Source organism: Paraburkholderia sp. UCT70, from assembly GCF_050434085.1.
GTDB classification, from domain to species: Bacteria; Pseudomonadota; Gammaproteobacteria; order Burkholderiales; family Burkholderiaceae; genus Paraburkholderia; species Paraburkholderia tuberum.
This window is the reverse complement of sequence record NZ_JBNPVZ010000004.1, coordinates 3564557-3589332: the sequence shown is the minus strand read 5'-3', so window position 1 is coordinate 3589332 and position 24776 is coordinate 3564557. Positions and strand designations below refer to the sequence as shown.

Annotated in this window: 25 protein-coding genes and 1 pseudogene; 8 read left to right on the top strand and 18 right to left on the bottom strand. The window is 64.4% G+C overall.

Annotated elements, in window-relative coordinates:
* Positions 1-89: 89 nt before the first annotated feature.
* Together OKW41_RS42310 and OKW41_RS42305 are read right to left on the bottom strand one after the other, a co-directional pair.
* Positions 90-473, bottom strand: coding sequence for a nuclear transport factor 2 family protein (locus OKW41_RS42310; RefSeq protein ID WP_429453327.1), 384 nt, complete (start codon positions 471-473; stop codon positions 90-92).
* Positions 474-514: 41 nt separating this feature from the next.
* On the bottom strand, positions 515-1096 hold the full coding sequence (locus OKW41_RS42305; RefSeq protein WP_429576112.1) for an acyloxyacyl hydrolase: 582 nt from the start codon (positions 1094-1096) through the stop codon (positions 515-517).
* A 355-nt stretch (positions 1097-1451) separates the two neighbouring features.
* Between OKW41_RS42305 and rpoH the strand changes: the two genes are divergently transcribed.
* The 5 genes from rpoH to cydX all read left to right on the top strand — a co-directional run bounded on the left by rpoH (position 1452) and on the right by cydX (position 5961).
* On the top strand, positions 1452-2387 hold the full coding sequence (gene rpoH / locus OKW41_RS42300) for an RNA polymerase sigma factor RpoH (protein WP_429576111.1): 936 nt from the start codon (positions 1452-1454) through the stop codon (positions 2385-2387).
* A gap of 408 nt (positions 2388-2795) precedes the next feature.
* Positions 2796-3056 (top strand): cytochrome oxidase putative small subunit CydP, encoded by a 261-nt coding sequence (gene cydP / locus OKW41_RS42295; protein ID WP_018419327.1) that lies wholly within the window; start codon positions 2796-2798, stop codon positions 3054-3056.
* Positions 3046-4638: a cytochrome ubiquinol oxidase subunit I gene (locus OKW41_RS42290; protein ID WP_429576110.1), complete on the top strand. Its 1593-nt coding sequence runs from the start codon at positions 3046-3048 to the stop codon at positions 4636-4638. The genes cydP and OKW41_RS42290 overlap by 11 nt, the downstream gene beginning before the upstream one ends.
* Before the next feature lie 34 nt (positions 4639-4672).
* Positions 4673-5809 (top strand): cytochrome d ubiquinol oxidase subunit II, encoded by a 1137-nt coding sequence (gene cydB / locus OKW41_RS42285; RefSeq protein ID WP_429576109.1) that lies wholly within the window; start codon positions 4673-4675, stop codon positions 5807-5809.
* A gap of 35 nt (positions 5810-5844) precedes the next feature.
* Entirely contained in the window at positions 5845-5961 is a 117-nt protein-coding gene (cydX, locus tag OKW41_RS42280; RefSeq protein WP_184053981.1) for a cytochrome bd-I oxidase subunit CydX, read from the top strand.
* 114 nt (positions 5962-6075) lie between these two features.
* Here the strand turns inward: cydX and nagE are convergent, their stop codons facing one another.
* From nagE to OKW41_RS42255, 5 genes are all read right to left on the bottom strand, one after another.
* Positions 6076-7890, bottom strand: coding sequence for an N-acetylglucosamine-specific PTS transporter subunit IIBC (gene nagE, locus OKW41_RS42275; RefSeq protein WP_429576108.1), 1815 nt, complete (start codon positions 7888-7890; stop codon positions 6076-6078).
* Between the two features lie 132 nt (positions 7891-8022).
* Positions 8023-10629, bottom strand: coding sequence for a phosphoenolpyruvate--protein phosphotransferase (gene ptsP / locus OKW41_RS42270; protein ID WP_429576107.1), 2607 nt, complete (start codon positions 10627-10629; stop codon positions 8023-8025).
* A gap of 11 nt (positions 10630-10640) precedes the next feature.
* On the bottom strand, positions 10641-11657 hold the full coding sequence (locus OKW41_RS42265) for an SIS domain-containing protein (RefSeq protein ID WP_429576106.1): 1017 nt from the start codon (positions 11655-11657) through the stop codon (positions 10641-10643).
* Positions 11641-12744: an N-acetylglucosamine-6-phosphate deacetylase gene (nagA, locus tag OKW41_RS42260; RefSeq protein WP_429453339.1), complete on the bottom strand. Its 1104-nt coding sequence runs from the start codon at positions 12742-12744 to the stop codon at positions 11641-11643. The genes OKW41_RS42265 and nagA overlap by 17 nt, the downstream gene beginning before the upstream one ends.
* Positions 12745-12818: 74 nt before the next feature.
* Positions 12819-13553 carry a GntR family transcriptional regulator gene (locus OKW41_RS42255; protein WP_429576105.1) on the bottom strand — a complete coding sequence of 245 codons (735 nt, stop codon included), beginning with the start codon at positions 13551-13553 and terminating at the stop codon, positions 12819-12821.
* Positions 13554-13918: 365 nt separating this feature from the next.
* On the opposite strand from OKW41_RS42255, the gene OKW41_RS42250 reads away from it, so the two are divergent.
* Entirely contained in the window at positions 13919-14845 is a 927-nt protein-coding gene (locus OKW41_RS42250) for a bifunctional helix-turn-helix transcriptional regulator/GNAT family N-acetyltransferase (protein WP_429453343.1), read from the top strand.
* A gap of 78 nt (positions 14846-14923) precedes the next feature.
* On the opposite strand, the gene OKW41_RS42245 is transcribed toward OKW41_RS42250, so the two are convergent.
* Complete coding sequence (locus OKW41_RS42245; RefSeq protein ID WP_429576104.1) at positions 14924-15736, bottom strand: MetQ/NlpA family ABC transporter substrate-binding protein; 813 nt, start codon at positions 15734-15736, stop codon at positions 14924-14926.
* A gap of 270 nt (positions 15737-16006) precedes the next feature.
* Between OKW41_RS42245 and OKW41_RS42240 the strand changes: the two genes are divergently transcribed.
* Positions 16007-16297, top strand: coding sequence for a YciI family protein (locus tag OKW41_RS42240; protein ID WP_018419317.1), 291 nt, complete (start codon positions 16007-16009; stop codon positions 16295-16297).
* Positions 16298-16372: 75 nt separating this feature from the next.
* Here OKW41_RS42240 and OKW41_RS42235 read toward each other — a convergent pair whose 3' ends face one another.
* From OKW41_RS42235 to OKW41_RS42215, 5 genes are read right to left on the bottom strand one after another with little or no spacing between them, the layout of a single operon-like run.
* A complete protein-coding gene (locus tag OKW41_RS42235; RefSeq protein ID WP_429576103.1) occupies positions 16373-17002 on the bottom strand; it encodes an SCO family protein in 630 nt (209 codons plus the stop codon).
* Positions 17003-17006: 4 nt separating this feature from the next.
* On the bottom strand, positions 17007-17912 hold the full coding sequence (gene cyoE, locus OKW41_RS42230; RefSeq protein WP_429576102.1) for a heme o synthase: 906 nt from the start codon (positions 17910-17912) through the stop codon (positions 17007-17009).
* A gap of 5 nt (positions 17913-17917) precedes the next feature.
* Positions 17918-19027 (bottom strand): COX15/CtaA family protein, encoded by a 1110-nt coding sequence (locus OKW41_RS42225; protein ID WP_429576101.1) that lies wholly within the window; start codon positions 19025-19027, stop codon positions 17918-17920.
* A 22-nt stretch (positions 19028-19049) separates the two neighbouring features.
* On the bottom strand, positions 19050-19724 hold the full coding sequence (locus OKW41_RS42220) for an SCO family protein (RefSeq protein ID WP_429453351.1): 675 nt from the start codon (positions 19722-19724) through the stop codon (positions 19050-19052).
* 51 nt (positions 19725-19775) lie between these two features.
* Positions 19776-20492 carry an SURF1 family protein gene (locus OKW41_RS42215; RefSeq protein ID WP_429576100.1) on the bottom strand — a complete coding sequence of 239 codons (717 nt, stop codon included), beginning with the start codon at positions 20490-20492 and terminating at the stop codon, positions 19776-19778.
* Between the two features lie 111 nt (positions 20493-20603).
* Here OKW41_RS42215 and OKW41_RS42210 point away from each other — a divergent pair, with 111 nt between their 5' ends.
* Positions 20604-20813, top strand: a complete 210-nt coding sequence (locus OKW41_RS42210; protein ID WP_008921867.1) for a twin transmembrane helix small protein — start codon at positions 20604-20606, stop codon at positions 20811-20813.
* A gap of 160 nt (positions 20814-20973) precedes the next feature.
* On the opposite strand, the gene OKW41_RS42205 is transcribed toward OKW41_RS42210, so the two are convergent.
* The 5 genes and pseudogenes from OKW41_RS42205 to ctaD all read right to left on the bottom strand — a co-directional run bounded on the left by OKW41_RS42205 (position 20974) and on the right by ctaD (position 24756).
* Positions 20974-21831 (bottom strand): cytochrome c oxidase subunit 3, encoded by an 858-nt coding sequence (locus OKW41_RS42205; protein ID WP_184026608.1) that lies wholly within the window; start codon positions 21829-21831, stop codon positions 20974-20976.
* A 125-nt stretch (positions 21832-21956) separates the two neighbouring features.
* Positions 21957-22166 (bottom strand): DUF2970 domain-containing protein, encoded by a 210-nt coding sequence (locus OKW41_RS42200; protein ID WP_018419310.1) that lies wholly within the window; start codon positions 22164-22166, stop codon positions 21957-21959.
* Between the two features lie 50 nt (positions 22167-22216).
* Positions 22217-22855 (bottom strand): cytochrome c oxidase assembly protein, encoded by a 639-nt coding sequence (locus OKW41_RS42195; RefSeq protein WP_429576099.1) that lies wholly within the window; start codon positions 22853-22855, stop codon positions 22217-22219.
* Between the two features lie 42 nt (positions 22856-22897).
* Positions 22898-23032 carry a cytochrome oxidase small assembly protein gene (locus tag OKW41_RS42190; RefSeq protein ID WP_018419308.1) on the bottom strand — a complete coding sequence of 45 codons (135 nt, stop codon included), beginning with the start codon at positions 23030-23032 and terminating at the stop codon, positions 22898-22900.
* A 109-nt stretch (positions 23033-23141) separates the two neighbouring features.
* Positions 23142-24756: pseudogene (gene ctaD, locus OKW41_RS42185) on the bottom strand (cytochrome c oxidase subunit I).
* Positions 24757-24776: the final 20 nt, after the last annotated feature.

The following is a 24776-nucleotide window of genomic DNA, read 5'->3' as shown; positions in this document are numbered from 1 at the left end:
GGGCCTCGAGCCTGCTGCAGCGGAGTGCACACCCGCATTCCGCTGCCGCTGGAGACGCGCTCACGAGGCGCGCCCGCCCGATGAGAATCTCACTCGAGCGCGCAACGGGTCGCCTGCCACGCGATCAGTCGCCACTGCCCGTCTTCGTGCGTGTGAATCGCGGTATAGGCAATCGGAAACAGGAGCGCGCCGTTGTTCGCCTCAATCTCGATCAGCGCGCGGCCCGTGACGACGTAGGTCTCGCGCCCGGCCGGCAAGACATCCTGCGACTGCACCTCGATTTGCCGATAACGACGGCGCCCCGCGGTGATCCCGTCGATGAACTGCCGCTTCGTCTCGCGCTTGCCATTCGTATGGACGTAGCTCACGTTGTCCGCGAGCAGCGTGTCGAGCGACTGCCCATCGCCATCGACCATCGCGCGAAAACGCTCTCGCTCGAGCCCGCGGATCGCTTCGATCATCTTTGCCGCCATTGCAGAGCCCCTCGAACACCGCGAGCCGCAGGCGGCCACGGTCAGAAGTGATATTGCAAATATAGCTGGCTGAAATTTATACCAGGATTCGGCTCTTTGATACCGCCATTGGAGACATGCTGGAAGCGGTAGCCGGCGACATACTGCTCACGAGCGCCGAACTGCAACCCGACGCCCGCCATCTCGGCGAACTGGAACGAGGTGCCCAGCGTGAAGTCCGAAGAAATGCGCGGGCTGGTCAGCAGCCGGACGCCGGCACCCACCTCGATGAATGGCCGCACCGAACCCGACGACCTGATGAAGCGGATCACCGGCGTCACGCCGATCTCGCCGATGTTGTCGTGAACGTTTCCCTCATTGATGTGCCACCACGCGACATGCGCCTCGCCGAGCAGCGCGAAATGCCAGTCGCCGATCTGCCACCAGATCAGGTTTGGATCCCAGACCACGCCGAGATCGAGCGTCCTGACGTGATGGTCGCCGACGCCGGCGGCCACCTGCACGCCGAACTGCTCAGCTTGGGACGGGCCCGCTGCACCCAACAGCAGAACGAGCAGAACGGCAAACGTGCCTTTTAGAGTAAGTAGAGTAAGCCCACGCACCACAAGATTCTGCCTGTTCATCCGTCCCCCATACTGCCGAGTATTAAGCGAGCGCCCCCTTTATTCCAGGCACGAATTCAGGAGCAGGTATTTCCCAGATAATGCCCATAAGCAGCAATTATTCTCTTTAAAACAGGGGACATGTCAGTCAAACATGAGCGTGCAAGTGCTCCGGGCGGTACTTTGTACGGGTCCAACGCGCAAGGCAAATAGAGCGTATGATGGCTATTAGAAGTCAAAACTCAATAGGATTTTCGGGAACTCGGATGCCCCTGCGACCTCTAAGTATTAGCACTCGGCAGATCTGAGTGCTAACATCCATCGCTGGAGTCGTTTACTGAGTACGCTATTGTCTGATTCCAAAGGAGCTTCACACGTGAGCCATGCAATGACCCTTCCGAGTACTTTGAGCCCGTCGTCGGCTAAGGCCGCTCCGGCAGGTGCACTGGCGCTCTCGCATTCCTCGCTGCTGTCCGGTCACCTGGGCAACATCGACGCCTACATCCAGGCGGTCAACCGGATTCCGATGCTGACGCCGGCGGAGGAACGCCAGTTCGCCACCGAATTGCGCGAACACGACAATCTGGAGGCTGCGCGCCGCCTGGTGCTGTCGCACCTGCGACTCGTCGTGTCCATCGCGCGTAACTACCTCGGTTACGGGTTGCCCCACGCCGACCTGATCCAGGAAGGCAACATCGGCCTGATGAAAGCGGTCAAGCGCTTCGATCCCGAGCAAAACGTGCGCCTCGTGTCATACGCGATGCACTGGATCAAGGCCGAGATCCACGAGTACATCCTGCGCAACTGGCGCATGGTGAAGGTCGCCACCACCAAGGCGCAGCGTAAGCTGTTCTTCAACCTGCGCAGCCACAAGCAGGGGCTTGGCGCGTTCACGCCGGACGAGATCGACGGTCTCGCGAAGGAGCTGAACGTGAAGCGCGAAGAGGTCGCGGAGATGGAGACGCGTCTGTCGGGCGGCGATATCGCGCTCGAAGGTCAGGTCGAAGACGGCGAGGAGTCGTACGCGCCAATCGCCTATCTGGCCGACTCGCATAGTGAGCCGACTGCCGCGCTGGCTTCGCGTCAGCGCGACCGGCTGCAAAGCGACGGCATCGCAAGCGCGCTCGACGCGCTCGATCCGCGCAGCCGCCGCATCATCGAAGCGCGCTGGCTGAAGGTGGCCGACGACGGCTCGGGCGGCTCCACGTTGCACGAGCTGGCCGACGAGTTCGGTGTGTCGGCCGAACGTATCCGCCAGATCGAAGCCAGCGCGATGAAGAAAATGCGCGGCGCGCTGACCGAATACGCGTAAAGCGTCGAAGCCATGCGCGCGTCAATTGTGTCCCGCCCATGACATAGGTAGAAACGACACGCGTTAATCGGTCGCGCCATTTAGCGACCATCGCGCTCAAGCCCCGCCCTCGCAAGACGGCGGGGCTTTTTCATTCTTTTCGCCCTTTCTTGCGTCCCCGCGGCCGCGCTTCGCGTCGGCCTACCCGCAAGCCGGCCTGTCGAGGCCGGTAAGCCTTTCTTGACGTATCGCAAGTCCGGTAGCAATACTGCACAGACGCGGCAAGTTTCGCGACGTGTTGCCGCATGGCTAAACCTGAGCGCGCGAGGTTCACCTCCTACAATCGGCATGCATTCGCCAGACTGCCTGACGGCCAGGGCGGTCTGGATCCAGCCGGACTCACCGGCGTGAAGTCGTCTTCGACCGATCATGACCATAGCCCTCAATCGCAGCAGCACTGTCCGGTCGCGCTTGCGCGGCCGGTTCACCAGGTGGGTGCGCGGTCCAACGCTGGCGCGCGATATCGCCATCATCCTCGCCATCAAGTTCGTCCTACTGATGGCGCTCAAGTACACATTCTTCAATCATCCACAGGCGCAGCACATGATGCTGCCGCCTGAGCAGGTCGCGCAGGCGCTGCTGTCGGTGCCCGCCCCGCATCCGTCTCGAGGTGATCAACATGCCCGTTAGCGAAGTCGTAGAACTGTCGCGGTTCCAGTTCGCCATCACGGCGCTTTATCACTTTCTGTTCGTGCCGCTCACGCTCGGTCTCGCCTGGTTGCTCGTCATCATGGAATCGGTCTACGTGATGACCGGCAAGCAGATCTACAAGGACATGACGCAGTTCTGGGGCAAGCTGTTCGGCATCAACTTTGCAATGGGCGTCGCGACCGGCCTCACGCTCGAGTTTCAGTTCGGCACCAACTGGGCTTATTACTCGCATTACGTCGGCGACATTTTCGGCGTGCCGCTCGCCGTCGAAGGGCTGATGGCGTTCTTCCTCGAATCGACGTTCGTCGGTCTGTTCTTTTTCGGCTGGAACAGATTGTCAAAAATCCAGCATCTGATCGTCACGTTCTGTGTCGCGCTCGGTTCGAACCTGTCGGCGCTGTGGATTCTGATTGCCAACGGCTGGATGAACAATCCGGTCGGCGCGAAGTTCAACTATCAGACGATGCGCATGGAGCTCGACAGCATCGGCTCGGTGATCTTCAACCCGGTTGCACAGGTCAAGTTCGTGCACACGGTATCAGCTGGATACGTGACCGCGGCGATGTTCGTACTCGGCGTGTCGTCGTGGTATCTGTTGAAGCGCCGCGACACCGAGTTCGCGCTGCGCTCGTTCGCGATCGCCGCCGGCTTCGGCCTCGCGTCGGCGCTGTGCGTGATCGTGCTGGGCGACGAATCCGGCTATCGCACCGGTGAAGTCCAGCAGATCAAGCTCGCCGCGATCGAATCCGAATGGGAGACCGCGCCCGCGCCAGCACCGTTCACGATATTTGGCATCCCCAATCAGAAAGAGCAACGCACCGACTATGCGATCCGTGTGCCGTACGCGCTCGGCATTATCGCGACCCGCTCGCTCGACGAACCCGTGGTCGGCCTGCGCGACCTGATCGCCGAAAACGAAGGTCGCATCAAGGACGGCATGCTCGCCTATTCTGCGTTGCAGCGGTTAAAGGGCGGCGACTCCAGCGACGAGGCACATGCGGAATTCGACAAGTACAAGGACGATCTCGGCTACGCCCTGCTGCTCAAGCGGTTCACGCCGAACGTCATCGACGCGACGCCAGACCAGATCGCCGCGGCGGCAAGAAGCACGGTTCCGCCGGTGTTGCCACTGTTCTTCTCGTTCCGCACGATGGTCGGCCTTGGCCTGCTGTTCCTCGCCACCTTCGTGCTCGCCTTCTGGTTCTGCGCGCAGCGCACGTTGCTGCTCGAAAAGCGCCGCTGGTTTCTGCGCTGGGCAGTCATCGCGATTCCGCTGCCGTGGCTCGCCGCCGAGCTCGGCTGGATCGTCGCGGAAATGGGCCGCCAGCCGTGGAGCATCGCGGGCATTCTGCCGACCAACCTGGCCGCGTCGACGCTGACGCCGCGCGATCTGTATCTGAGCATCGGCGGCTTCGTGCTGTTCTACACGGGGCTGTTCGTCATCGAGATCATGCTGATGTTCAAGTACGCGCGGCTCGGCCCTTCGTCGCTGCATACGGGCCGCTATCACCACGAGAACGGACAGCCGGTGACGCAGCCACTGTCGAACACGGCCGCATGACGCACCGCTGCACCGCCCCGAAGGAGAAACCCATATGGACTACGCAGTTCTCAGACTGATCTGGTGGGTATTGATAGGTGTACTGCTGATCGCCTTCGCGCTCACCGACGGCTTCGACATGGGCGCGGCGATCCTGCTGCCGTTCATCGCCAACACCGACTCCGAGCGACGCATCGTCGTGAACACGGTCGGCGCGACGTGGGAAGGCAACCAGGTCTGGTTCGTGACCGCGGCCGCCGCGATGTTCGCCGCGTGGCCGCTCGCCTACGCGGCATCCTTCTCGGGATTCTACTTCGCGATGCTGCTCGTGCTGTTCGCGCTGTTCTTCCGCCCGGTCGGCTTCGACTATCGCGGCAAGCGCGAGGATCCGCGCTGGCGCAACGCGTGGGACTGGGGCCTCTTTATCGGCGGCTTCGTGCCGGCGCTGGTGTTCGGTGTCGCGTTCGGCAATCTGCTGCAAGGCGTGCCGTTCTCGTTCGATACCGATCTGCGCGTCACCTATCGCGGCAGCTTCTTCGGCCTGCTCAATCCGTTCGCGCTGCTGACGGGACTCGTCAGCGTGTCGATGCTGGCCGCGCACGGCGCCGCGTTCGTCAAGTGGAAGACCGATGGCGTGGTTCACGAGCGCGCATCGAAGGCGCTGCGGCTCGCGGCGCTGTGCACGGTGGTGCTGTTTCTCGTCGCGGGCGCGCTCGTCGCGACGATGATCGGCGGCTATCAGATCGTCGATGCGCCGCCGCTCGACGCCGTCTCCAATCCGTTGATGAAGACCGTGATCGGCGCGCCGGGTTTGTGGCTGAACAACTACGCGCTCTACCCGTGGATGGCGATTGCGCCGCTCGCGGGTCTCGTCGGCGGGGTGCTCGCGGTGCTGCTCGCGCGTTCGCGCTTCGAGGCGACGGCGTTTCTGTCGACGTCGTTGATGATCGTCGGCTTGATCTTGACCGCGGGCTTCTCGATGTTCCCGTTCATCATGCCTTCGTCGCTCGACGGCCGCAGCAGCCTGACCATGTGGGATTCCACATCGAGCCGCATGACGCTCGAGATCATGCTATTCGCCGTCATCGTGTTCCTGCCGATCATCCTGCTCTATACGGGCTGGGTGTATCGCGTGATGCGCGGCAAGGTGACCGCCGCGGCGATCAAGGAAAACCACCATTCGATGTATTGACCGGCACGACGCTTCAACAGAAAACAGGCGTGGTGATGTGGTATTTCAGTTGGATTCTCGGCGTTGGCGTCGCGCTGGCGTTTGGTGTCATCAATGTGATGTGGCTCGAATCGCGCGAGGTGGCGCGCTCGGCAAAGCGGGGGACTCGCTAGGCGCCACGCTCTCGTCGTAAACGCGAAAGCGGCACCTTGGGACCAGGTGCCGCTTTTTTATTGGCGTGCTGCGATCGCCGTGCAACTCAACAGCGCTCGACAGCCATCAACCGGTCACGCCGGCACCGGCGCCGCGCCCGCGCCGCCGCCTTGCGACGACAGGCGCTCGGCCAGCTTCTGCGCATAGCGCTGCGCGGCCTCGCCGACGACGATATGGAACGTGTCGGTCGACACCCACGCGATATCGAGCGTCGCGAGGCGCTGACGATCGACCACCGACGGATCGCGCACGACCACGCGCAGACGCGTCGCCGCGACCGCATCGAGCGATATCACGTTGCCCGCGCCGCCGAGCACGGCGAGCCAGCGCAGCGGATCGGGATCGAGCGGACCGCCTTGCGCGTCATCGGCGTGCCCAGCGTTTCGCGCGACCGGCGCGGCAGCGGTAGCCGCCGCGGCAGCAGCCGGCGCCGACACAGCAGCACCCGCCACCTTCACCGCGTCGCCCCGACCCTGCGCGATCGCCGTACGCATCTCATCGGCGATGATGTCCGCCTCCGGTCCGATGATCACCTGCACGTTGTTCGTGCCGCGCTTGAGCACACCGCGCGCACCGATCGACTTCAGTTCGCTTTCGGAGACCTTGTCCGTATCGACGACAGACAGACGCAGACGCGTCGTGCACGCATCCACGACCGACAGATTCGCCGCGCCACCGAGCGCCGCTATATAGCGCTGCGCACGCGGCACGGCCGCACCAGCCGCCGCCGCGACGAAACCGCCCGCCGCGAACGACTCGACCTGCTCGTCGGCAGCGGCGGGCTCACGGCCCGGCGTCGCCATGTTGAACTTACGGATGAAGAAGCGGAACAGACCGTAGTACACGACCGAGTACACGATGCCGAGCGGAATCGCCCACCAGCCCTTCGTCGACAGACCGAAGTTCAGCACGTAGTCGATGAAGCCCGCCGAGAACGTGAAGCCGAGGTGAATCCCGAGCGCCGAGCAGATCGCGAGCGACAGACCTGTCAGCAGCGCGTGGATTGCATACAGCACCGGCGCGAGGAACATGAAGCTGAACTCGATCGGCTCGGTCACACCGGTCAGGAACGACGTGAGCGCCATCGAGAAAAGCAGGCCGAACACCATCGCGCGACGCTCTTTCGGCGCCTCGTGATACATCGCGAGACATGCGGCCGGCAGGCCGAACATCATCACCGGGAAGAAGCCGGTCATGAAGGTGCCCGCGGTCGGATCGCCAGCGAAGAAGCGGTGCAGGTCGCCCGTGACGGGCGCACCGCCCGCCGGCGTGAAGGTGCCGAACACGAACCACGTCAGCGAGTTGAGGATGTGATGCAAGCCCGTGACGAGCAGCAGCCGGTTCAGCACGCCGAACACGAAGGCGCCGAGCGCGCCGGCCGTCGTCAGCCAGTGGCCGGCCACGTCGATCGCGTTCTGCACCGGCTCCCACACATGCCCGAATACGATGCCTAGCACCACGCAGACCACCCCTGTCACGATCGGCACGAAGCGTTTGCCGCCGAAGAACGCCAGGTAGTCGGGCAGCTTGATGTCCTTGTAGCGGTTGTACAGCAGCCCCGCGACGATCCCCGCGATGATCCCCGACAGCACGCCCATGTTGAGCTTGTCGTTGATGTCCTTCATCACCGCGATCTGCACCAGATAGCCGATCGCGCCAGCCAGACCCGCGACGCCGTTGTTGTCTTTCGCGAAGCCGACCGCCACGCCGATCGCGAACAGGAGCGGCAGGTTGTCGAAGATCGCGCCGCCCGCATCGGCGATCATCTTGATGTTGAACACGTCGGGCTGGCCGAGCCTCAGCAACAGGCCGGCCACCGGTAGCACCGCGATCGGCAGCATCAGCGCGCGTCCCAGGCGCTGAATCTTCAGAAACGGATTTCCATCCATCGGTATCTCCAATTTTGTCTCGTAGGGGTACGTCTTGGTTGAGTGGTGCAGCTATACGGAGAATCGCGCCGCGCGTGAAGGCAGACGTGCTGCCGGGCGCACGGCGTGCGGGTTCTCAAATTCGTTAGTGTTTCAATCGAGGGGCCACGTGGCGCGGCTTGCGGCTCTGACCGCCTGCGCCGAGTCGAGCGCTTGCGCTTCGCGGGCGCGCTGGCGACACAGCTGAAAGTCGAGCGTGCGCACGCGTGCCTTGATGCCTGGCACGGAGACCGGATCGACCGACAGCTCGGTCACACCTAGGCCCACCAGCAGCGGCATCGCGAGCGGGTCGCCGGCGAGCGCGCCGCACACGCCGACCCATTTGCCGTGCTTCGCGGCACCTTCGACGGTCGCCGCGATCAGGCGCAGCACCGCCGGATGCAGGCCGTCCGCCTGCGCCGCGAGATCGGGCTGGCAGCGGTCCATCGCGAGCGTGTATTGGGTCAGGTCGTTGGTGCCGATCGACAGGAAATCGGCGTGCTGCGCGAGCTGATCGGCGAGCAATGCAGCCGACGGCACTTCGATCATCACGCCAACTTCGACCGGCTCCGATCTACCCGCTTCGCGTGCAAGCTCGTCGATACGCTTGCGGATGCGGATCAGTTCGCCCGCATCGGTGACCATCGGCAGCAGGATGCGTACGGCGCCGACCGGACGGACCGCGAGCAGGCCACGCAGCTGGTCGTCGAGCAGATCGGGGCGCACCTGCGCGAGGCGCACGCCGCGCAGGCCGAGCGCGGGGTTCGGCTCGGGCGGCAGCGTCAGATAATCGACTTCCTTGTCCGCGCCGACGTCGAGCGTGCGGATGATCGCGGCGCGGCCGCGTAACGCATCGACGATCGCCTGATAGCTGTGGCGATGCTCGTCCGCGCTCGGCGCGGCCGGGCGGTGGATGAACAGCAGCTCGGTGCGCAGCAGGCCGACCGCGTCCGCGCCGTTGTCGACCGCGGCGTTCGCGTCGTCGAGTGTGGCGATGTTGGCGGCCACTTCGATCGCGCGACCATCGGAGGTCGCCGCTGCCTGCTGCGAGGTGCGGCGATTCGCTTCGCGCATGTCGCCGAGGCGGCTGCGTTCGCGTCGCGCGCGTTCGATGTCGAGTTCGGTCGGCGCGAATTCGAACCGGCCGGTGCTCGCGTTCACCACCACCTGAGTGCCCTCGGGTATCGCATGCAACGCGTCGCCGACCGCGACCAGCGCCGGAATGCCCGCCTGACGCGCGAGAATCGCCGCGTGCGAGGTCGCGCCGCCGCGTGCCATCACGAGCGCGGTCACGCGCGTGCGATCGAGTGACGACAGATCCGACGGCGTGAATTCGTCGGCCGCGAGCACCGCCTCGTCCGGCAGCGTGCGAGCCGCGCTGCTCGTGTAGCCGAGCGCGCGCTGCACGCGCTTTTCGATGTCGCGCAGATCGGCGGCCCGCTCGGCGAGCAGTGCGTCCTCCACATTACTCAGAATGCCTGCTTGCGCGCGGATCGCTTCACGCCACGCAAAACCGGCGCTCTTGCCGAGGCAGATCAGATCGCGCGCGGCGTCGAGCAGTGTCGGATCTTCGAGCAGCACGCGATGCACCGCGAAAATCCCCGCCTCGCCGACCGAGCCGCGTTGCGACGCATCGCGCACGATCGTGTCGAGATCGGCGTCGACGATCGCGATCGCCTTGTCGAGCAGACGGCTTTCCGCCGCCGACGTGCCGCTCGCCTGCTCCGGCGGCTCGAGATCCGCGTCGTCCCAGCGCACCAGCTTGCCGAGCGCGATGCCCGGCGCGGCGCACACGCCCGCGAGCGTGTTCGGCGCGGGCGGCTCGCCCGCGGCGGGCGCCGCAACGACTGCCGCCGGTGCGGCCGCTGGCCGCGCCGCTTTCTGTTCGCGCTTCGGTTCGACCTCGCCGTGCGCTTCGCGCGTCAGTTCGTCAGCGATTGCATCGACCGCCGCCTGCGCGTGCGGACCGACGCCGAGCAACTCGACGCTTGCGCCTTCGCCGGCACCGAGTCCCAGCAGACCCACCACGCTTTCGATCGGCGCCTTGCGCCCGTCGTAGCGCACCTCGACCCGTGCGTCGAAGCCGCGCGCCGCTTCGCGCGCCCGCGCCGCGGGCCGCGCATGCAGGCCGCCCGCGTGCGTCAGCGTGATCTGCCGGCGCGCTTCGTCCATCACGTGCGCGGCGCTCGCCTCGCGCACCGCGTCGTGGCTGACGCCCTCGCGCGCCCGCAGCACCAGCAGCGTCGTTTCGCCGGCCTTGACATGCCCGTTCGGCGCCCGCTCGATGATCTCGAACGCATCCGAATTCGCAATCGCGATCACCGAGACGAGGCTCGGCGCATTCAGCACGATCTGATCCTGATCGAACTCGATCAGCACGTCGCCGGCGTGCACGTGCGCGCCCTGCCCGACCATCGGCGCAAAACCCTTGCCGTTCAGCCCGACGGTGTCGATACCGATATGCAGCAGAATCTGCGCGCCCTCGGCGCTCTCGAGCGTTACCGCGTGGCCGGTGCGCGCGAGATGCGTGACGACGCCGTCGCATGGCGCGACGAGCCGCCCCTCGAGCGGATCGACGCCGATGCCGTCGCCGAACATGCCGCCCGAAAACACCGGGTCCGGCACCTTCGCGAGCGGCACGACCGGGCCGGTCAGCGGTGCAAGCAAAACAATGTGATTCTCGGAATGACTCATCAGGTTGGATTTCTCGACACGTCGCATCGCCATTCTCGTCAGTGAGTTTCGGTGACTTTGTTGAGATGGCGAGGCGCGTCGGGATTGCGCCCGCGCGCGGCGGCAAGATCCGCGGCCATCACGTAAAAGGACAGGATGGCGGCGATCGGATCGAGCGCCGCGTGTGCGGTGGCGACGAGCGGCAGCGAGGCTTGCGTGACGTCATCGGGCGCCGCGAGCAGCACGCGCGCGCCGCGCGCGCTCATGTCGTGCGCGAGTTGCAGCAGACCCGCCTGCTCCGGGCCACGCGGCGCGAACACGAGCAGCGGATAGTCGCGGTCGATCAGCTCCATCGGACCATGACGCACTTCCGCGCTCGAAAACGCTTCGGCCTGGATGCCGGAAGTTTCCTTCAGCTTCAGCGCGGCTTCCTGCGCGATCGCGAGGCCAAGACCGCGGCCAATCACGATCATCCGTTCGATACCGCGCAACTCGTTCACGGCCATCGACCAGTCGAGCCGGCCCGCGCGTTCCAGCGCGTTGGGCAGCGTATTCAGTCCATCGAGCAACTCGGCGTCGTTCTGCCAATGCGCAACCAGCTGCGCGGAGATCGACAGCATGGCGATATAGCTCTTGGTCGCCGCGACGCTCAGCTCGGGACCGGCTACGAGCGGCAGATGCCATTCGCACGCGTCGGCGAGCGGCGAGCTCGGTGCGTTCACGGCGGCGACCGTCAATGCGCCGGCCGCGCGCAACGCGTTCATCGTGCCGACGAGGTCGGGGCTCTTGCCCGATTGCGAAAATGCGAGCGCAAGCTGGTCGCGCACCTGCAGCGGCGCCTGCTGCAGCGTCGCGACCGACATCGGCAGCGACGCAACCGGCACGCCGAGGCGGCTCATCGTCAGGGATGCAAAGTAGCTGGCTGCATGGTCCGAGCTGCCGCGCGCGACGGTCAGCGCGACATGGCGCGGCTGTTGCGCAAGCTTCGCGGCGAGCGCCGCGACGCGCGAGGTGTCCTTGAGCTGCTCGGCTACTGTTGCGGCGGACGCGAGCGCTTCCTTAAGCATATTCGACAATGGCTTCTCCTTCGACATAGGTCGCGCTCAGCGCCAGTTCGCGGTCGAATACGACCACGTCGGCCCACGCGCCGCGCACGATGCGGCCGCGGTCCTCGATGCCGAGATAGTCGGCGGCGTAGCGTGACAAACGGTGGGATACATCGGCGATCGGCAAGCCGATCGAGACGAGATTGCGCAGCGCCTGATCCATCGTCAGCGTGCTGCCCGCAAGCGTGCCGTCGGCCAGACGTACGCCGCCGAGGCACTTGGTTACGTGCTGGCTGCCGAGGCGGTATTCGCCGTCGGGCATGCCGGTAGCCGACGTGCTGTCCGTCACCACATACAGGCGCGGAATCGCGCGCAGCGCGGTGCGGATCGCCCCCGGATGCACGTGCAGCAGGTCGGGAATGATTTCGGCGTATTCGGCGTGCGCAAGCGCAGCGCCGACGAGGCCAGGGTTGCGGTGATGCAGCGGCGACATCGCGTTGAACAGATGCGTGAAGCCGCACGCGCCGTGCTTGAGCGCGGCGACCGCGTCGTCGTAGGTGCCGAGCGAATGGCCGAGCTGCACGCGTACGCCGCGCGCCGCCATCTCGGAGATGATCTCCATGTGGCCGGCGATCTCGGGCGCCAGCGTAACGACGCGGATCGGCGCGATCGACAGATATCTGAGCACCTCGTCCAACACCGCCGATACCGCCGCGTCGGGCTGCGCGCCGAGCTTGCCGGGGTTGATGTACGGTCCTTCCAGATGCACGCCGAGCACGCGCGCGCAACCCGGCGTGCGCACCCGCGTGACGTTGCCGAGCCCGGCGACGACGTTCATCAGCTCGTCGCGCGGCGCGGTCATGGTCGTTGCGAGCAGGCTCGTGGTGCCGTAGCGCGCATGCGTGCGGGTGATCGTTTCGATCGCGTCGCCAGCTTCCATCACGTCGGCGCCGCCGCCGCCATGCACGTGCAGATCGATGAAGCCGGGCAGGATGTACGGTGCGTCGTTCGTCGACGGATCGACGCGCTCGCCGGACAGGGTCGTGATGCGGCCGTTTTCGTATTCGAGCGTGCCGTGGATCCACCCTTCGGTGGTGAGTATGTTTCCGGTCAGCATGAGTCTCTCTGGTGCGTGATACGTATGCGGCAAATGGCATCCGCCGGACTTGCGGCCTGCGAGGGCCGCGCAGCTCAGGTGCGCAATTCAGCGACGAAGTCGTAGTAGTCGTCGCGGCAATAGGTGTCGGTCAGCTCGATCGCGCGTTGATCCGCGCTGTAGCCGATCCGGGTGATGACCAGCAGCGCGGTGCGCGGTTCGATGTCCATCAGCGCGGAGATTTCGCTCGACGCGTTGACCGCGCGGAAGTGCTGCAACGCGCGCACGACCGCCGCGCCGCGCTGCTCGAGATAGCTGTATAGCGAGTCGCCGATCACGAGCGGATCAGGCACGATCGCGACCGGCAACGCCGAATGTTCGACCGCCATCACGATGCCGTCCGCGCGCCGCAGCCGCCGCAGGCTCGTGACGGCCGCGCCGGGCGACAAGCCGAGGTGCAGCAGTTCGTCGCGATTGGCGGCGCGCACGTCGCGTTCGAGCCAGACCGAATCGGGCCGGAAACCGCGCTGCTGCATCTTCTTCGTGAAGCCGGTGAGACGCGACAGCGGATCTTCGACGCGCGGCGTGATGAAGCTGCCCGCGCCGCGCGAGCGCCGGATCAGCCCCTGCTCGACCAATAGCTCGATCGCCTTGCGCGCGGTGATGCGCGACACGCCGATCGCGTCGGACAGCGTGCGCTCGGACGGCAACGCCTCGCCGGCCGACCAGACGCCGCAATGGATCGCCGTCGCCAGGTTGCGCGCGAGCTGCAGGTAGAGCGGCGTGACGTTACGCACGTCAGGCATCAATGCGGACCAGCGAGTTTCCATGGGGCTCCAAGGACGCCGTGAGCAGTACGGCCCGGAAAATTGAGAGCCCATTATATAACCAACATAATACCAGTCAACGGACTGATTCCATGTCGACCCGGATCCCCGTAAACCTTGCTGCGTGGGGATCACAGCGGAATTCAAAGGCTCCGTCGGAGGAAATTGCAGACCAGGACTTTCCCGCACCGCACGCATTTGACGATACCAGCGAGTCGTTATCGGCTTCTAGTGGTATCAAAACTGCCCAAATGATCAATACCTGTTTAATACGAGTTGGCGTCTCGCTGCAATGGAGCGGCTTTGTAAATAAGGGTCGTGCCGATATAGTGCGCTGTACCGACCATAAAAAGTCCCGGGAGCCGCCCTTGACAGATTCCGAGGCGCTGCGGCGCGCTCAGGCCGTCCGCCATTTCAATCGCTTCTATACCCAATGCATCGGTGCCCTGCACGAGCATCTGGCTCGAAGCGAGTTCTCGCTGACGGAAGTGCGCGTGTTGCACGAGCTATCGCGCGCCCGCGCGCAGACCGCGTCGGTGCTCGGGCGCGCGCTCGGGCTCGATAGCGGCTATCTGAGCCGCCTGCTGACCAGTTTCGAGCGACGCGAGCTGATCACGCGCCGTCCATCCGACACCGACGCACGCCAGTCGCTGATCGCGCTCACCGAGCACGGCCACGCGATCTACGCGCCGCTCGACGCCGCCGCCATCCACGAAGCACTCGGCATGCTCGACAGACTCAGCGCGCTATCGCAGGAGCAGTTGATCGCCGCGATGAAGCTGATCGAGCGCCTGCTCGGCGACAAGCCGAACCACGAGCTCGTGGTGCTGCGTCAGCCGCGCGCCGGCGAATGTGGCTGGCTCGTGCATCGTCAGGCGCAGTGGTTCGCCGCGCAGTACGGCTGGGATCACACGTTCGAGGGCTTGCTCGCGCGCGTCGTCGCCGAGTACGCGCAGCGCAACGATCCGCTGCGCGAGAAGTGCTGGATCGCCGAACAGGAGGGTCTGGTGGTCGGCTCGGTTTGCCTCGTCGGGGTCTCGACGACGGTCGCGGGCGTGCGCCTGCTGTGGGTCGAACCGGACGTGCGGAGGCTCGGCATCGGCACGCAGTTGCTCAGCGAATGCGTGCGCTTCGCGCGGCGCGCGGGCTACACGAAGCTCACGCTGACCACCGCGAGCGCATTGGCGGAGCCACGGCGGCTTTGCGAGCGCGCTGGGTTCGAGTTGGCCGGCAGCGCGGCGCAGCGCCGCTTCGGCCAGGATCTGACGATCGAAAGATGGGAGCTGGAGCTATAAAAAAAGCACGCGCCTGTACGGCGCGTGCTTTTCCTGGTGCCCATGCGGCTGCGCTTGCGATCGCGCTGAACGCGTCGCTTAGAACGACGGCACCATCGAACCCTTGAACTGCGTCTTGATGAACTGGCGCACGTCTTCCGACTGATACGCCGCGACCAGCTTCTTCACCCATGACTGATCCTTGTCCTTCGCGCGCACGGCGATCAGGTTCGCGTACGGGCTGTGGATGTCTTCGAGCGCGATCGCGTCCTTGGTCGGCTGCAGGCCAGCGGCCAGCGCGAAGTTCGTATTGATGACGGCGGCGTCGACGTCGGCGAGCGAACGCGGCAGTTGCGCTGCGTCGAGCTCGACGAACTTGATCTTCTTCGGATTGTCGACGACATCGAGCGGCGTCGCGTTGTTGCCGCCCGTGGCCGCGCCGGCCTTCAGCTTGATCAGCCCTTGCGCCTGCAGCAACAGCAGTGCGCGATTTTCGTTCGACGGATCGTTCGGCACCGCGACCTTCGCGCCCTGCGGCAGGTCCTTCAACGACTTCAGCTTCTTCGAGTACGCGCCGAGCGGCGAGATGTACGTGAGGCCCGCGTTGACGAGCTTGTAGCCGCGCTGCTTGATCTGGCTATCGAGGTACGGCTGGTGCTGGAAGCTGTTGGCGTCGAGGTCGCCCGCGTCGAGCGCGGCGTTCGGCTGAATGTAGTCGTTGAACTCGACGACCTTCACGTTCAGGCCTTCGCGCTTCGCGACCTTGGTGACGACTTCCCAGATCTGCGCGTCCGGGCCGCCGATCGTGCCGACCTTGATGACCTTGTCGTCGGCGTGTGCGCCGAAGCTGGTCAGGATCGCCGCACCGGCGACGACTGCGGTGAGGGCTTTGAGGATATTTCTGCGCTGCATGTAATTCTCGCTGTTGCGGTTCGACGTTTGAGTCGATGGCTCCGATCGATGTCGGAGTCGGATGAAATGGGCGGCGCTCCGGTTCGTGCTGGCGCGCCGTCGGCCAAGCCCAAAATTGTTTCATATGGGCGGCAAGTTGGGAAATACCCTTACCGCATATGGTTATGCGGAGCGCAAGCGCAATGGCTAGCGCAACGCAAAACCCGCGGCTGACCGATAATCCAGAGCCGTAGCCGCGCACGGCCTACTCACCCGCCTCTGAGAACGACCATGTACGTGATCAACCTGATCTACACCGCCCCCCTCGATCGTATCGACGACGCGCTCGACGCGCATCGCGCGTTTCTCGCGGAGCAGTTCGACGCGGGCATCTTCGTCGCGGCCGGGCCGAAAGTGCCGCGCGACGGCGGCATCATCCTCGCGGTTCGTATTGAGCGCGACAGGCTGGATCGCATTCTCGCGAGCGATCCGTTCGCACTGCAACAGCTCGCGCGTTACGAGGTGACGGAGTTCAAGACGACGCGTCTCGCGCCGGGGCTGAATTTGCCGATTCCGGTCTGAGTGCGAGTTGCGAAGAGGGGATGGATGCGGGGAGGCGTGAGCGGCGCCGCTTTAAAAAACCGCCTGCGATGCGCGTCAATCAAGCAGCAGCTTGATGTCATGCACCCATGGTGTCGCGCCTTGGCCATCGCGCGCGAACAGACGCAGCTTGCCGTCCGTGTCGAACACATAGCTCGCGGCCGTGTGGTCCATCGTGTAGCTGTCGGGCGTCTTGCCCGGGACCTTCGCGTAGTACACGCGGAAGTCTTTCGCGACCTTCGCGAGCTGTTCTTCGCTGGCGGGACGCAAGCCCACGAAGCTCGGATTGAACGCCGGCACGTATTGCGCGAGCAACTGCGGCGTATCGCGCTCGGGGTCGACGGTGACGAACAGCACCTGCACGCGCTTCGCGTCCTCCGGACCGAGTTGCTGCAATGCCTGTGACAGCTCAGCCATCGTGGTCGGGCAGACGTCCGGGCAATGCGTATAGCCGAAGAACAGCACGACGACCTTGCCTTTGTAGTCGGCAAGCGTGCGGATCTTGCCGGACGTGTCGGGCAACGAGAAATCGCTGGCGAATTGCGTATTGCCGGTGATGTCGAGATTCGTAAAAGCCGGCGGCTGCTTGCCGCAACCCGTCATCAGCAATGTGCCGCCCAGCGTCGCGCCGAGCGCGCAAGCCATCACAGCGGCGCGCGCAATGCGCGCAAAGCGATTGTTGTGCATGGTGTTACGCGCCTATCACAACGCGCGCGTAGTGGTCGATCAGCAGCGCGGCGAACAGCAGCGACAGATAGACGATCGAATAACGGAAGGTTTTGCGCGCGAGCTCGTCCGAATACTCCCGGAAGATCTTCCACGCATAAGCGAGAAACACGGCGCCGAGCAGCACCGCCGACGCGAGATACACGACGCCGCTCATGCCGGAGATGAACGGCATCAGCGTGACCGCGAACAGGATGACCGTGTAGAGAAGGATATGCAGGCGCGTGTACTTTTCGCCGTGCGTGTTCGGCAGCATCGGCAGGCCGGCGTTTTCGTAGTCCTTGCGGCGATACAGCGCGAGCGCCCAGAAATGCGGCGGGGTCCACACGAAGATGATCAGCACGAGGATCCACGCGTCGCCGGGCACGTGGCCCGTTACCGCGGCCCAGCCGAGCGCGGGCGGCATCGCGCCCGACGCGCCGCCGATCACGATGTTCTGCGGCGTGGCTGGCTTCAGCAGCAGCGTATAGATGACCGCATAACCGACGAACGTGGCGAGCGTGAGCCACATGGTCAGCGGATTGGCGAACGTGTACAGCGTCCACATGCCGAGGCCGCCGAGCACGGCCGAGAACAGCAGGATCTGCGGGGTGGAGATTTCGCCGCGCGCGGACGGACGCCACGACGTGCGGCGCATTTTGGCGTCGATCTGCTGCTCGACGAGGCAGTTGATCGCGAACGCGGCGCCGGCCAGCAGCCAGATGCCGACCGTGCCGCCGATCAGTACGGTCCATGGCACCATGCCCGGCGTCGACAGGAACATGCCGATGACCGCGCAGAACACCGCAAGCTGCGTAACACGCGGCTTGGTCAGTGCGAGAAATTGGGAGACCCGGCTGCCGGGCGTTTGGGAGAGTGTTGTGCTGTCCATGTGAGTCACGCTGGCGCGGCTTCGCGCGCAGGGAGCGCGGCGCGGCCGGGACGGCTATAAGCGATCCGAAAGTTTAACATAACGAGCAGCAGCAGCAGGATCGCGGCCCCGCCGTTATGGGTGACCGCAATCGGTAACGGCCATTGCAGCACGATGTTCGACAAGCCGGTGACGAACTGGATCAGCACCACCAGCAGCACGCCGTTGGCGGGTCGCCGCAGTGACTCGAAGCGCCGCATCTTCAACGCGAACCACACCAGATAGGCGATCACAGCGAACGCGAACGTGCGATGCGTCCAGTGAATCGCGACCAGCGCATCCTGCGTGATCACGTCGCCGTCGCCGGTCATGCCGAGCGCGCGCCACAGGTGGAAGCCGTGCGCGAAGTCCATCGGCGGAATCCATTGGCCGTTGCAGGTCGGGAAGTCGGTGCACGCGAGCACCGCGTAGTTCGTGCTGACCCAGCCACCGAGCGCGATTTGCAGCACCAGTAGCGCGAGACCCGCGAGCGCGGCCACGCGCCAGCGCGCGGCCTCGGGCTCGTAGGCCGGCAGCGGCGTCAAGCGCGCCGCGAGCCAGCCGAGCGTGCCGAGCAGCGCCAGGCCGAGCAGCAGATGCGTGGTTACGATGATCGGCTGCAGCCTCATGGTCACGGTCCACGCGCCGAACACGCCCTGCACGACGATCAGCAGCAGCAGCGAGGTCGGCCACCACGGTGACACATGCAGCGGACGACGCTTGATACGCGCCGTCCAGGCAATGATCGTCTGCGCGATGATCAGCACGCCGATCGCCATCGCGAAGTAGCGATGGATCATTTCGATCCACGCCTTCGTCATGCTGACGGGGCCGCTCGGCAACGCCTGATAGGCCGCGGAGATCGCCGCGTGCGCGATGAACGGCGACGACGTGCCGTAGCAGCCGGGCCAATCCGGGCAGCCGAGGCCCGAATCGGTGAGGCGCGTGAAGCCGCCGAACATCACGAGATCGAGCGTCAGGAAGGTGGTGAGCCAGACCAGTTTGCGGAATTTGTTGTCGTCGGCCTTGACCCACACATAGGACAACGGCAGCAACGCGATACACAACCCGATCAGGCCCAGTTGCAATACGAACATCTCATTTACCCAGGTTGGGACGTCAGCCGATGGTCGACCATTTGAGCAGCTTGGTCAGGTCGCCTTTGATCTTGCTCGGGTTCGCGTCTTTCGGAAAACGCATCATCAGATTGCCGCTCGGATCGACCAGGTAGATGTGGTCGGTGATCCGCGTGGCGGTGTCGGCGGGCAGCCACGCGGCGACCTGCGCCGGATCGGCGATCAGCATGTCGGTGTTGGGGTAGGCGGTTTGTATCACGTCCGCGACCTTGTCTGCATCGGTGCGCAGCCACACTTCCATGACGCGCTCGCGTTCCGGGCCCTGAGCTGCGCGGATTTGCCGCATGAAGTAGAGCTTGGTCACGCAGGCTTGGTCGCACGCGCTGTTGTCCACCGAGATCATGAGCCAGCGGCCATGCAGCGAGGCGAGCTTCAGCGGTTTGCCGTCCGCGCCGGTGACCATGAGCGAGTCCGGGATCGGCCGTTGCGGCTCGATCAGCGCGCCGTAGTTCGTGCTGCCGCCGGTCGGCTTCACGACGTAGTACATGAAGTACGAGATCGCGATCGGCGCCGCGCAGATCACCGCGAGCAGCAGCAGCACCCAGCGGCCGCGCCGCCACGAGCCCGGGCCGTTCGGTTGGCCGGGCATCGCTTTGGCCGCGGCGGGTTTGCCGCTGGATTTGCCAGCTTCCGGCGAACGGGGAGTTTGAGTCGACACTACAGAACCTCTTTCAATGTTTGGACGGCGGCGAGCCGTGCCTTGCGTTCCTCACGCGCCCGGCGCGTGCTCTTTTTTGCCCGCGCGGCGCGCCGCATACAGACCGAAGGCGAGCGCGGCGGCGGCCATGCCCCACCACTGCAGCATGTAGCCGTAGTTGCGCTCGACGCCGGTGGTCGGTGCGGGCCAGTCGCGCACCAGGCCGTCGGGGGCACCGCCGGTCTGCTGGATCACGAACGATTGCAGCGGCAGCCCGGTCTCCGCGGCGTACGAGCCGACATCCAGATTCTGCCGGATCAGGCGATGCGCGGCCGATCCGCCCTCGCCGAGCTCGAACGCGCGCGACGCGTCGGCACGCGCAATCCCTTCGATCTCGACCTCGCCCGACGGCGTCGTGTACGGCGCGATGGTCTCGCGATTGCTCAGGTTGCGCGGCAGCCAGCCGCGATTGACGAGCACGTAGCCGCCGTCGGCGAGTTTAAAAGGCATCACGACGTAAAAGCCCGGCTGATCGTTATACGGACGATTATCGAGGTACACGACCTTGTCCGTGACGAAACTGCCGCGCGCTTTCACGCGATGAAACTCGACGTCCTTCAGCGCGAGCGGCGCCGCGCTGACCGGCAACGCGGGCGCGTTCTCGAACTGCGTGATGCGCGCCTCGAGCGCTTCCTTCTGATGCGCGCGATCGCGCTGCCAGAAACCGAGCCGCATCGTCACGACGACGACCAGCAGGATCAGCAGCGCGGGAATCAGGCGAAACTTCATTGCAGGCGCTCCGGCATCGCGCTCAGGGCCGCCGGGAACCTGCGGCAGACGCCCGCTCGCGGTGCGATAATGAATGTCTTGCCACTGCGCTTTCCGGTTTCAGTTGGTTCCATGCACATTATCGTTCCCATCGCCTTTGCTCTCATCATCGCCAGCATGGTGTCGGCGCTGTATTTCATGATGCACGACAAAGGCAAGACCAAGCGGATGGTCTGGTCACTCGCCACGCGGGTGGGCCTGTCGATCTCGCTGTTCCTGTTCATCCTGTTCGCACACTGGATGGGCTGGATTCAGTCGACCGGGATTCCGTACGGGCGCTGACGCTCGCGGATAGGTCGCCGCCGCATCCCCGTCAGCGGCAAATTTTCCTCGCCGCCAAACAAAACGCCGCCCTGAGAGGTCGAGGGCGGCGCTGCATTCAGCCTTGCATACTGCTCGTGCGCGCCGCCTGAACGGCGTTGCGCGCACGGATCTGGCCGCATTACAGCCAGTACACGACGACGTACAGACCGAGCCACACGACGTCGACGAAGTGCCAGTACCAGGCCGCGCCTTCGAACGCGAAGTGATGTTCCGGCGTGAAGTGGCCGCGGATCAGGCGCACCAGCACGACGGCGAGCATCGTGCCGCCGAGGAACACGTGAAAGCCGTGGAAGCCGGTCAGCAGGAAGAACGTCGAACCGTAGATGCCCGAAGCCAGCGTGAGGTTCAGCTCGTTGTATGCATGGAAGTATTCGAAGCCCTGCAGGAACAGAAAGCTCACGCCCAGCACGAGGGTCGCCGCGAGCCACGCAATCGCCTTCTTGCGATGGTTGTCGCGCAGCGCGTGGTGCGACACCGTCAGCGTCGCACCCGACGACAGCAGCAGCGCCGTGTTGATAGTCGGCACCGGCCACGGCTGCATCGACTTATAGGTGCCCACGAGTTCGGCCGGGCCGTTGTTCGGCCACACCGCCGTGAAATCCGGCCAGATCAGTTTGTAGTCGAGGCTGCCGAGTTGATGCAGCGCGATTTCGCGGGCATAGAACAGCGCGCCGAAGAATGCACCGAAGAACATCACTTCGGAGAATATGAACCAGCTCATGCTCCAGCGGTACGACCGGTCGACGTTCTTGCCGTACATGCCGCCTTCCGACTCGGCGATCGCGTCGCCGAACCAATGCCACAGCGTAAAGAGCAGCCACAGCAGACCGATGAGCACGCCAAGCGGCGCCCAGGTATGGTCGTTGATCCAGGCCGCAAGCGATCCGAGCATGACCAGCAACCCCGTAGCGGCGCTGATCGGATGCCGCGACGGATGCGGTACGAAATAGTACGGGCTCTCGTTTTGACCGCTCATTCTTGATTCTCCACTTCAGTCCAGTTGTTCCGGAATCTCCGGCTGTATCTTCGGCGGCGCGTCGATACCGCACCGCTTTTCTCTAATTCGTGGGCTCTTCTCTGCTGCTGTGCCCTGCTACTGCCTCAACCGACCACGAGGCGCACGACCAGAATCAGCACCCCGATCAGAACCGCCGCGCCGATCAGCGCCGCCACGATCACATGCAGCGGGTTCAGTTGCGTCGCGTCCGCCTCGAGATCGCGGCGCTTGCGCACGCCGAAAAACGACCAGAACACCGCGCGCATCGATTGACCGAAACTGCTCTTGCGCGGACTGCCGCCGTTATCGTTCATGTCGCTTCGTTTTCCTTCGTTCGTCCGCGGCTCGCGCCGTCAAATCTGCTTCAGGCCGGCTTCGCGGGAGTGGCTGCCGCGCTGGTCACTGCATCGTTCACTGCATTCGACTTCGGCGCCGCATCATCCGCGCTAGCTGCCGCCGGCGTGTTCAACTCGAAAAACGTGTACGACAGCGTGATCGTCTTCACGTCCTTCGGCAACTTCGGGTCGACGACGAACACCACCGGCATCCGCTTCGTCTCGTTCGCGTTCAACGTCTGCTGCGTGAAGCAGAAACACTCGATCTTCCTGAAGTACTCGGTCGCCTGCTTCGGCGCGTAGCTCGGAATGGCCTGCGCACGGATCGTGCGCGACTGCTCGTTGCTGACGTCGTACATGACCGTCGTTACTTCGCCCGGATGCACGTCGAGACTGCGCTGCTCCGGCTTGAAACCCAACAGGCCCCGCGCGTTCGCATCGAATTCGATCGAAATCGTGCGGCTCATGTCGACCTGCGTATTCTTCGCCTCGCGCGCTGAAACGTCGCGCTGCACGAGGTTGTTCACGCCGGTGATCTGGCAGATCGCGCGATACATCGGTACCAGCGCGAAACCGAAACCGAACATCATCAAAGCGACGACGAACAGCTTGATCAGCATCGAACGGTTGAAAGAGCGGTCGGCCTCGGCCGGCGGTTGCGTCGACATCTGAATCCTCAACAAACCTGCATACGGACTGCAAATGCGGCGTTAGCTGAACCAGCACTGCTTGAGAATGGCGCTCGCGAAAAACACCGCGGCGATCGCGAACATCACCAACCCTATCCGCCTGTTGCCCGCGCGAATCTGCTCCGGCGTACGTCTTTCCTGTGGATTGCGCGTCATGCTCGACTTTCTGAGTACGGTTCTTGACTGGCGAGGCCGCCGCGCGAAGCGCCCGAGTCCGGTGGCGGCATGTCGCGCCGCCAGAACCCGGCACCTCGCCGGGATAGGCTTACTCGACGGTCGGCGGATGCTCGAACGTGTGGAACGGAGCCGGGCTCGGCACGGTCCACTCGAGGCCCGTTGCGCCGTCCCACGGCTTGTCGCCCGCTTCTACGTGCTCGCCACCACCACGGTAGGCGGGCAGCGCCACCGCGAACAGAAAGTACACCTGTGAGAGACCAAAGCCGAACGCGCCGATCGAGATCACCTGGTTCCAGTCGGTGAACTGCGCCGGGTAGTCGGCATAACGACGCGGGCATGCCAGCGAGACCGACGAAGTGCATCGGCAGGAACGCGAGGTTGAAGAAGAACATCGACGCCCAGAAGTGGATCTTGCCGCGCGTTTCGTTGTACATCCAGCCGGTCCACTTCGGCGACCAGTAGTACCAGCCGGCGAACAGCGCGAACAGCGACCCCGCCACCAGCACGTAGTGGAAGTGCGCGACCACGAAATAAGTGCCGTGATACTGGATGTCGAGCGGCGCCATGGCGAGCATCAGACCGGACAGGCCACCGAACGTGAACACGATCAGGAAGCCCACCGCGAACAGCATCGGCGTTTCGAAGGACAGCGAACCGCGCCACATCGTCGCGACCCAGTTGAACACCTTCACGCCGGTCGGCACCGCGATCAGCATCGTCGCGTACATGAAGAACAGCTGCCCCGTGACCGGCATGCCGGTCACGAACATGTGGTGCGCCCACACCATGAACGACAGGATCGCGATCGATGCCGTTGCGTACACCATCGAGCTATAGCCGAACAGCGGCTTGCGCGAGAACGCCGGGATCACCTGCGAGACGATCCCGAACGCCGGCAAGATCATGATGTACACCTCGGGGTGCCCGAAGAACCAGAAGATGTGCTGGTACATGACCGGGTCGCCGCCGCCTGCCGCATTGAAGAACGACGTGCCGAAGTGACGGTCGAACAGCACCATCGTGATCGCGCCCGCCAGAACTGGCATCACGGCGATCAGCAGGTACGCGGTGATCAGCCAGGTCCAGACGAACATCGGCATCTTCATCAGCGTGAGGCCGGGTGCACGCATGTTCAGGATCGTCACGACGATGTTGATACCGCCCATGATCGACGACGCACCCATCAGGTGGATCGCGAAAATCGCGAAGTCCATGCCCGGGCCCATCTGCGTGGAAAGCGGCGCGTACAGCGTCCAGCCCGCGGCGGTCGCGCCGCCCGGTGCGAAGAACGAGCCGACCAGCAGCACAGCGGCGACCGGCAGCAGCCAGAAGCTGAAGTTGTTCATCCGCGCGAAAGCCATGTCCGATGCGCCGATCTGCAGCGGCACCATCCAGTTCGCGAAGCCGACGAACGCCGGCATGATCGCGCCGAACACCATGATCAGCCCGTGCATGGTGGTCAACTGGTTGAAGAACTCGGGACGCATGATTTGCAGACCCGGCTCGAACAGTTCGGCACGGATCATCAGCGCCATCACGCCCCCGGACAGGAACATGGTGAACGAGAAGATCAGGTACAGCGTACCGATGTCCTTATGATTGGTTGCGAACAGCCAACGGCGCCAGCCGTGCGGCGTTTCGTGGGCATGGTCGCCGTGCACGTGCTCGTGGCCCGCGACTACATCGTGTCCGATGCTAGACATGACAATCTCCTAAAGCGAAT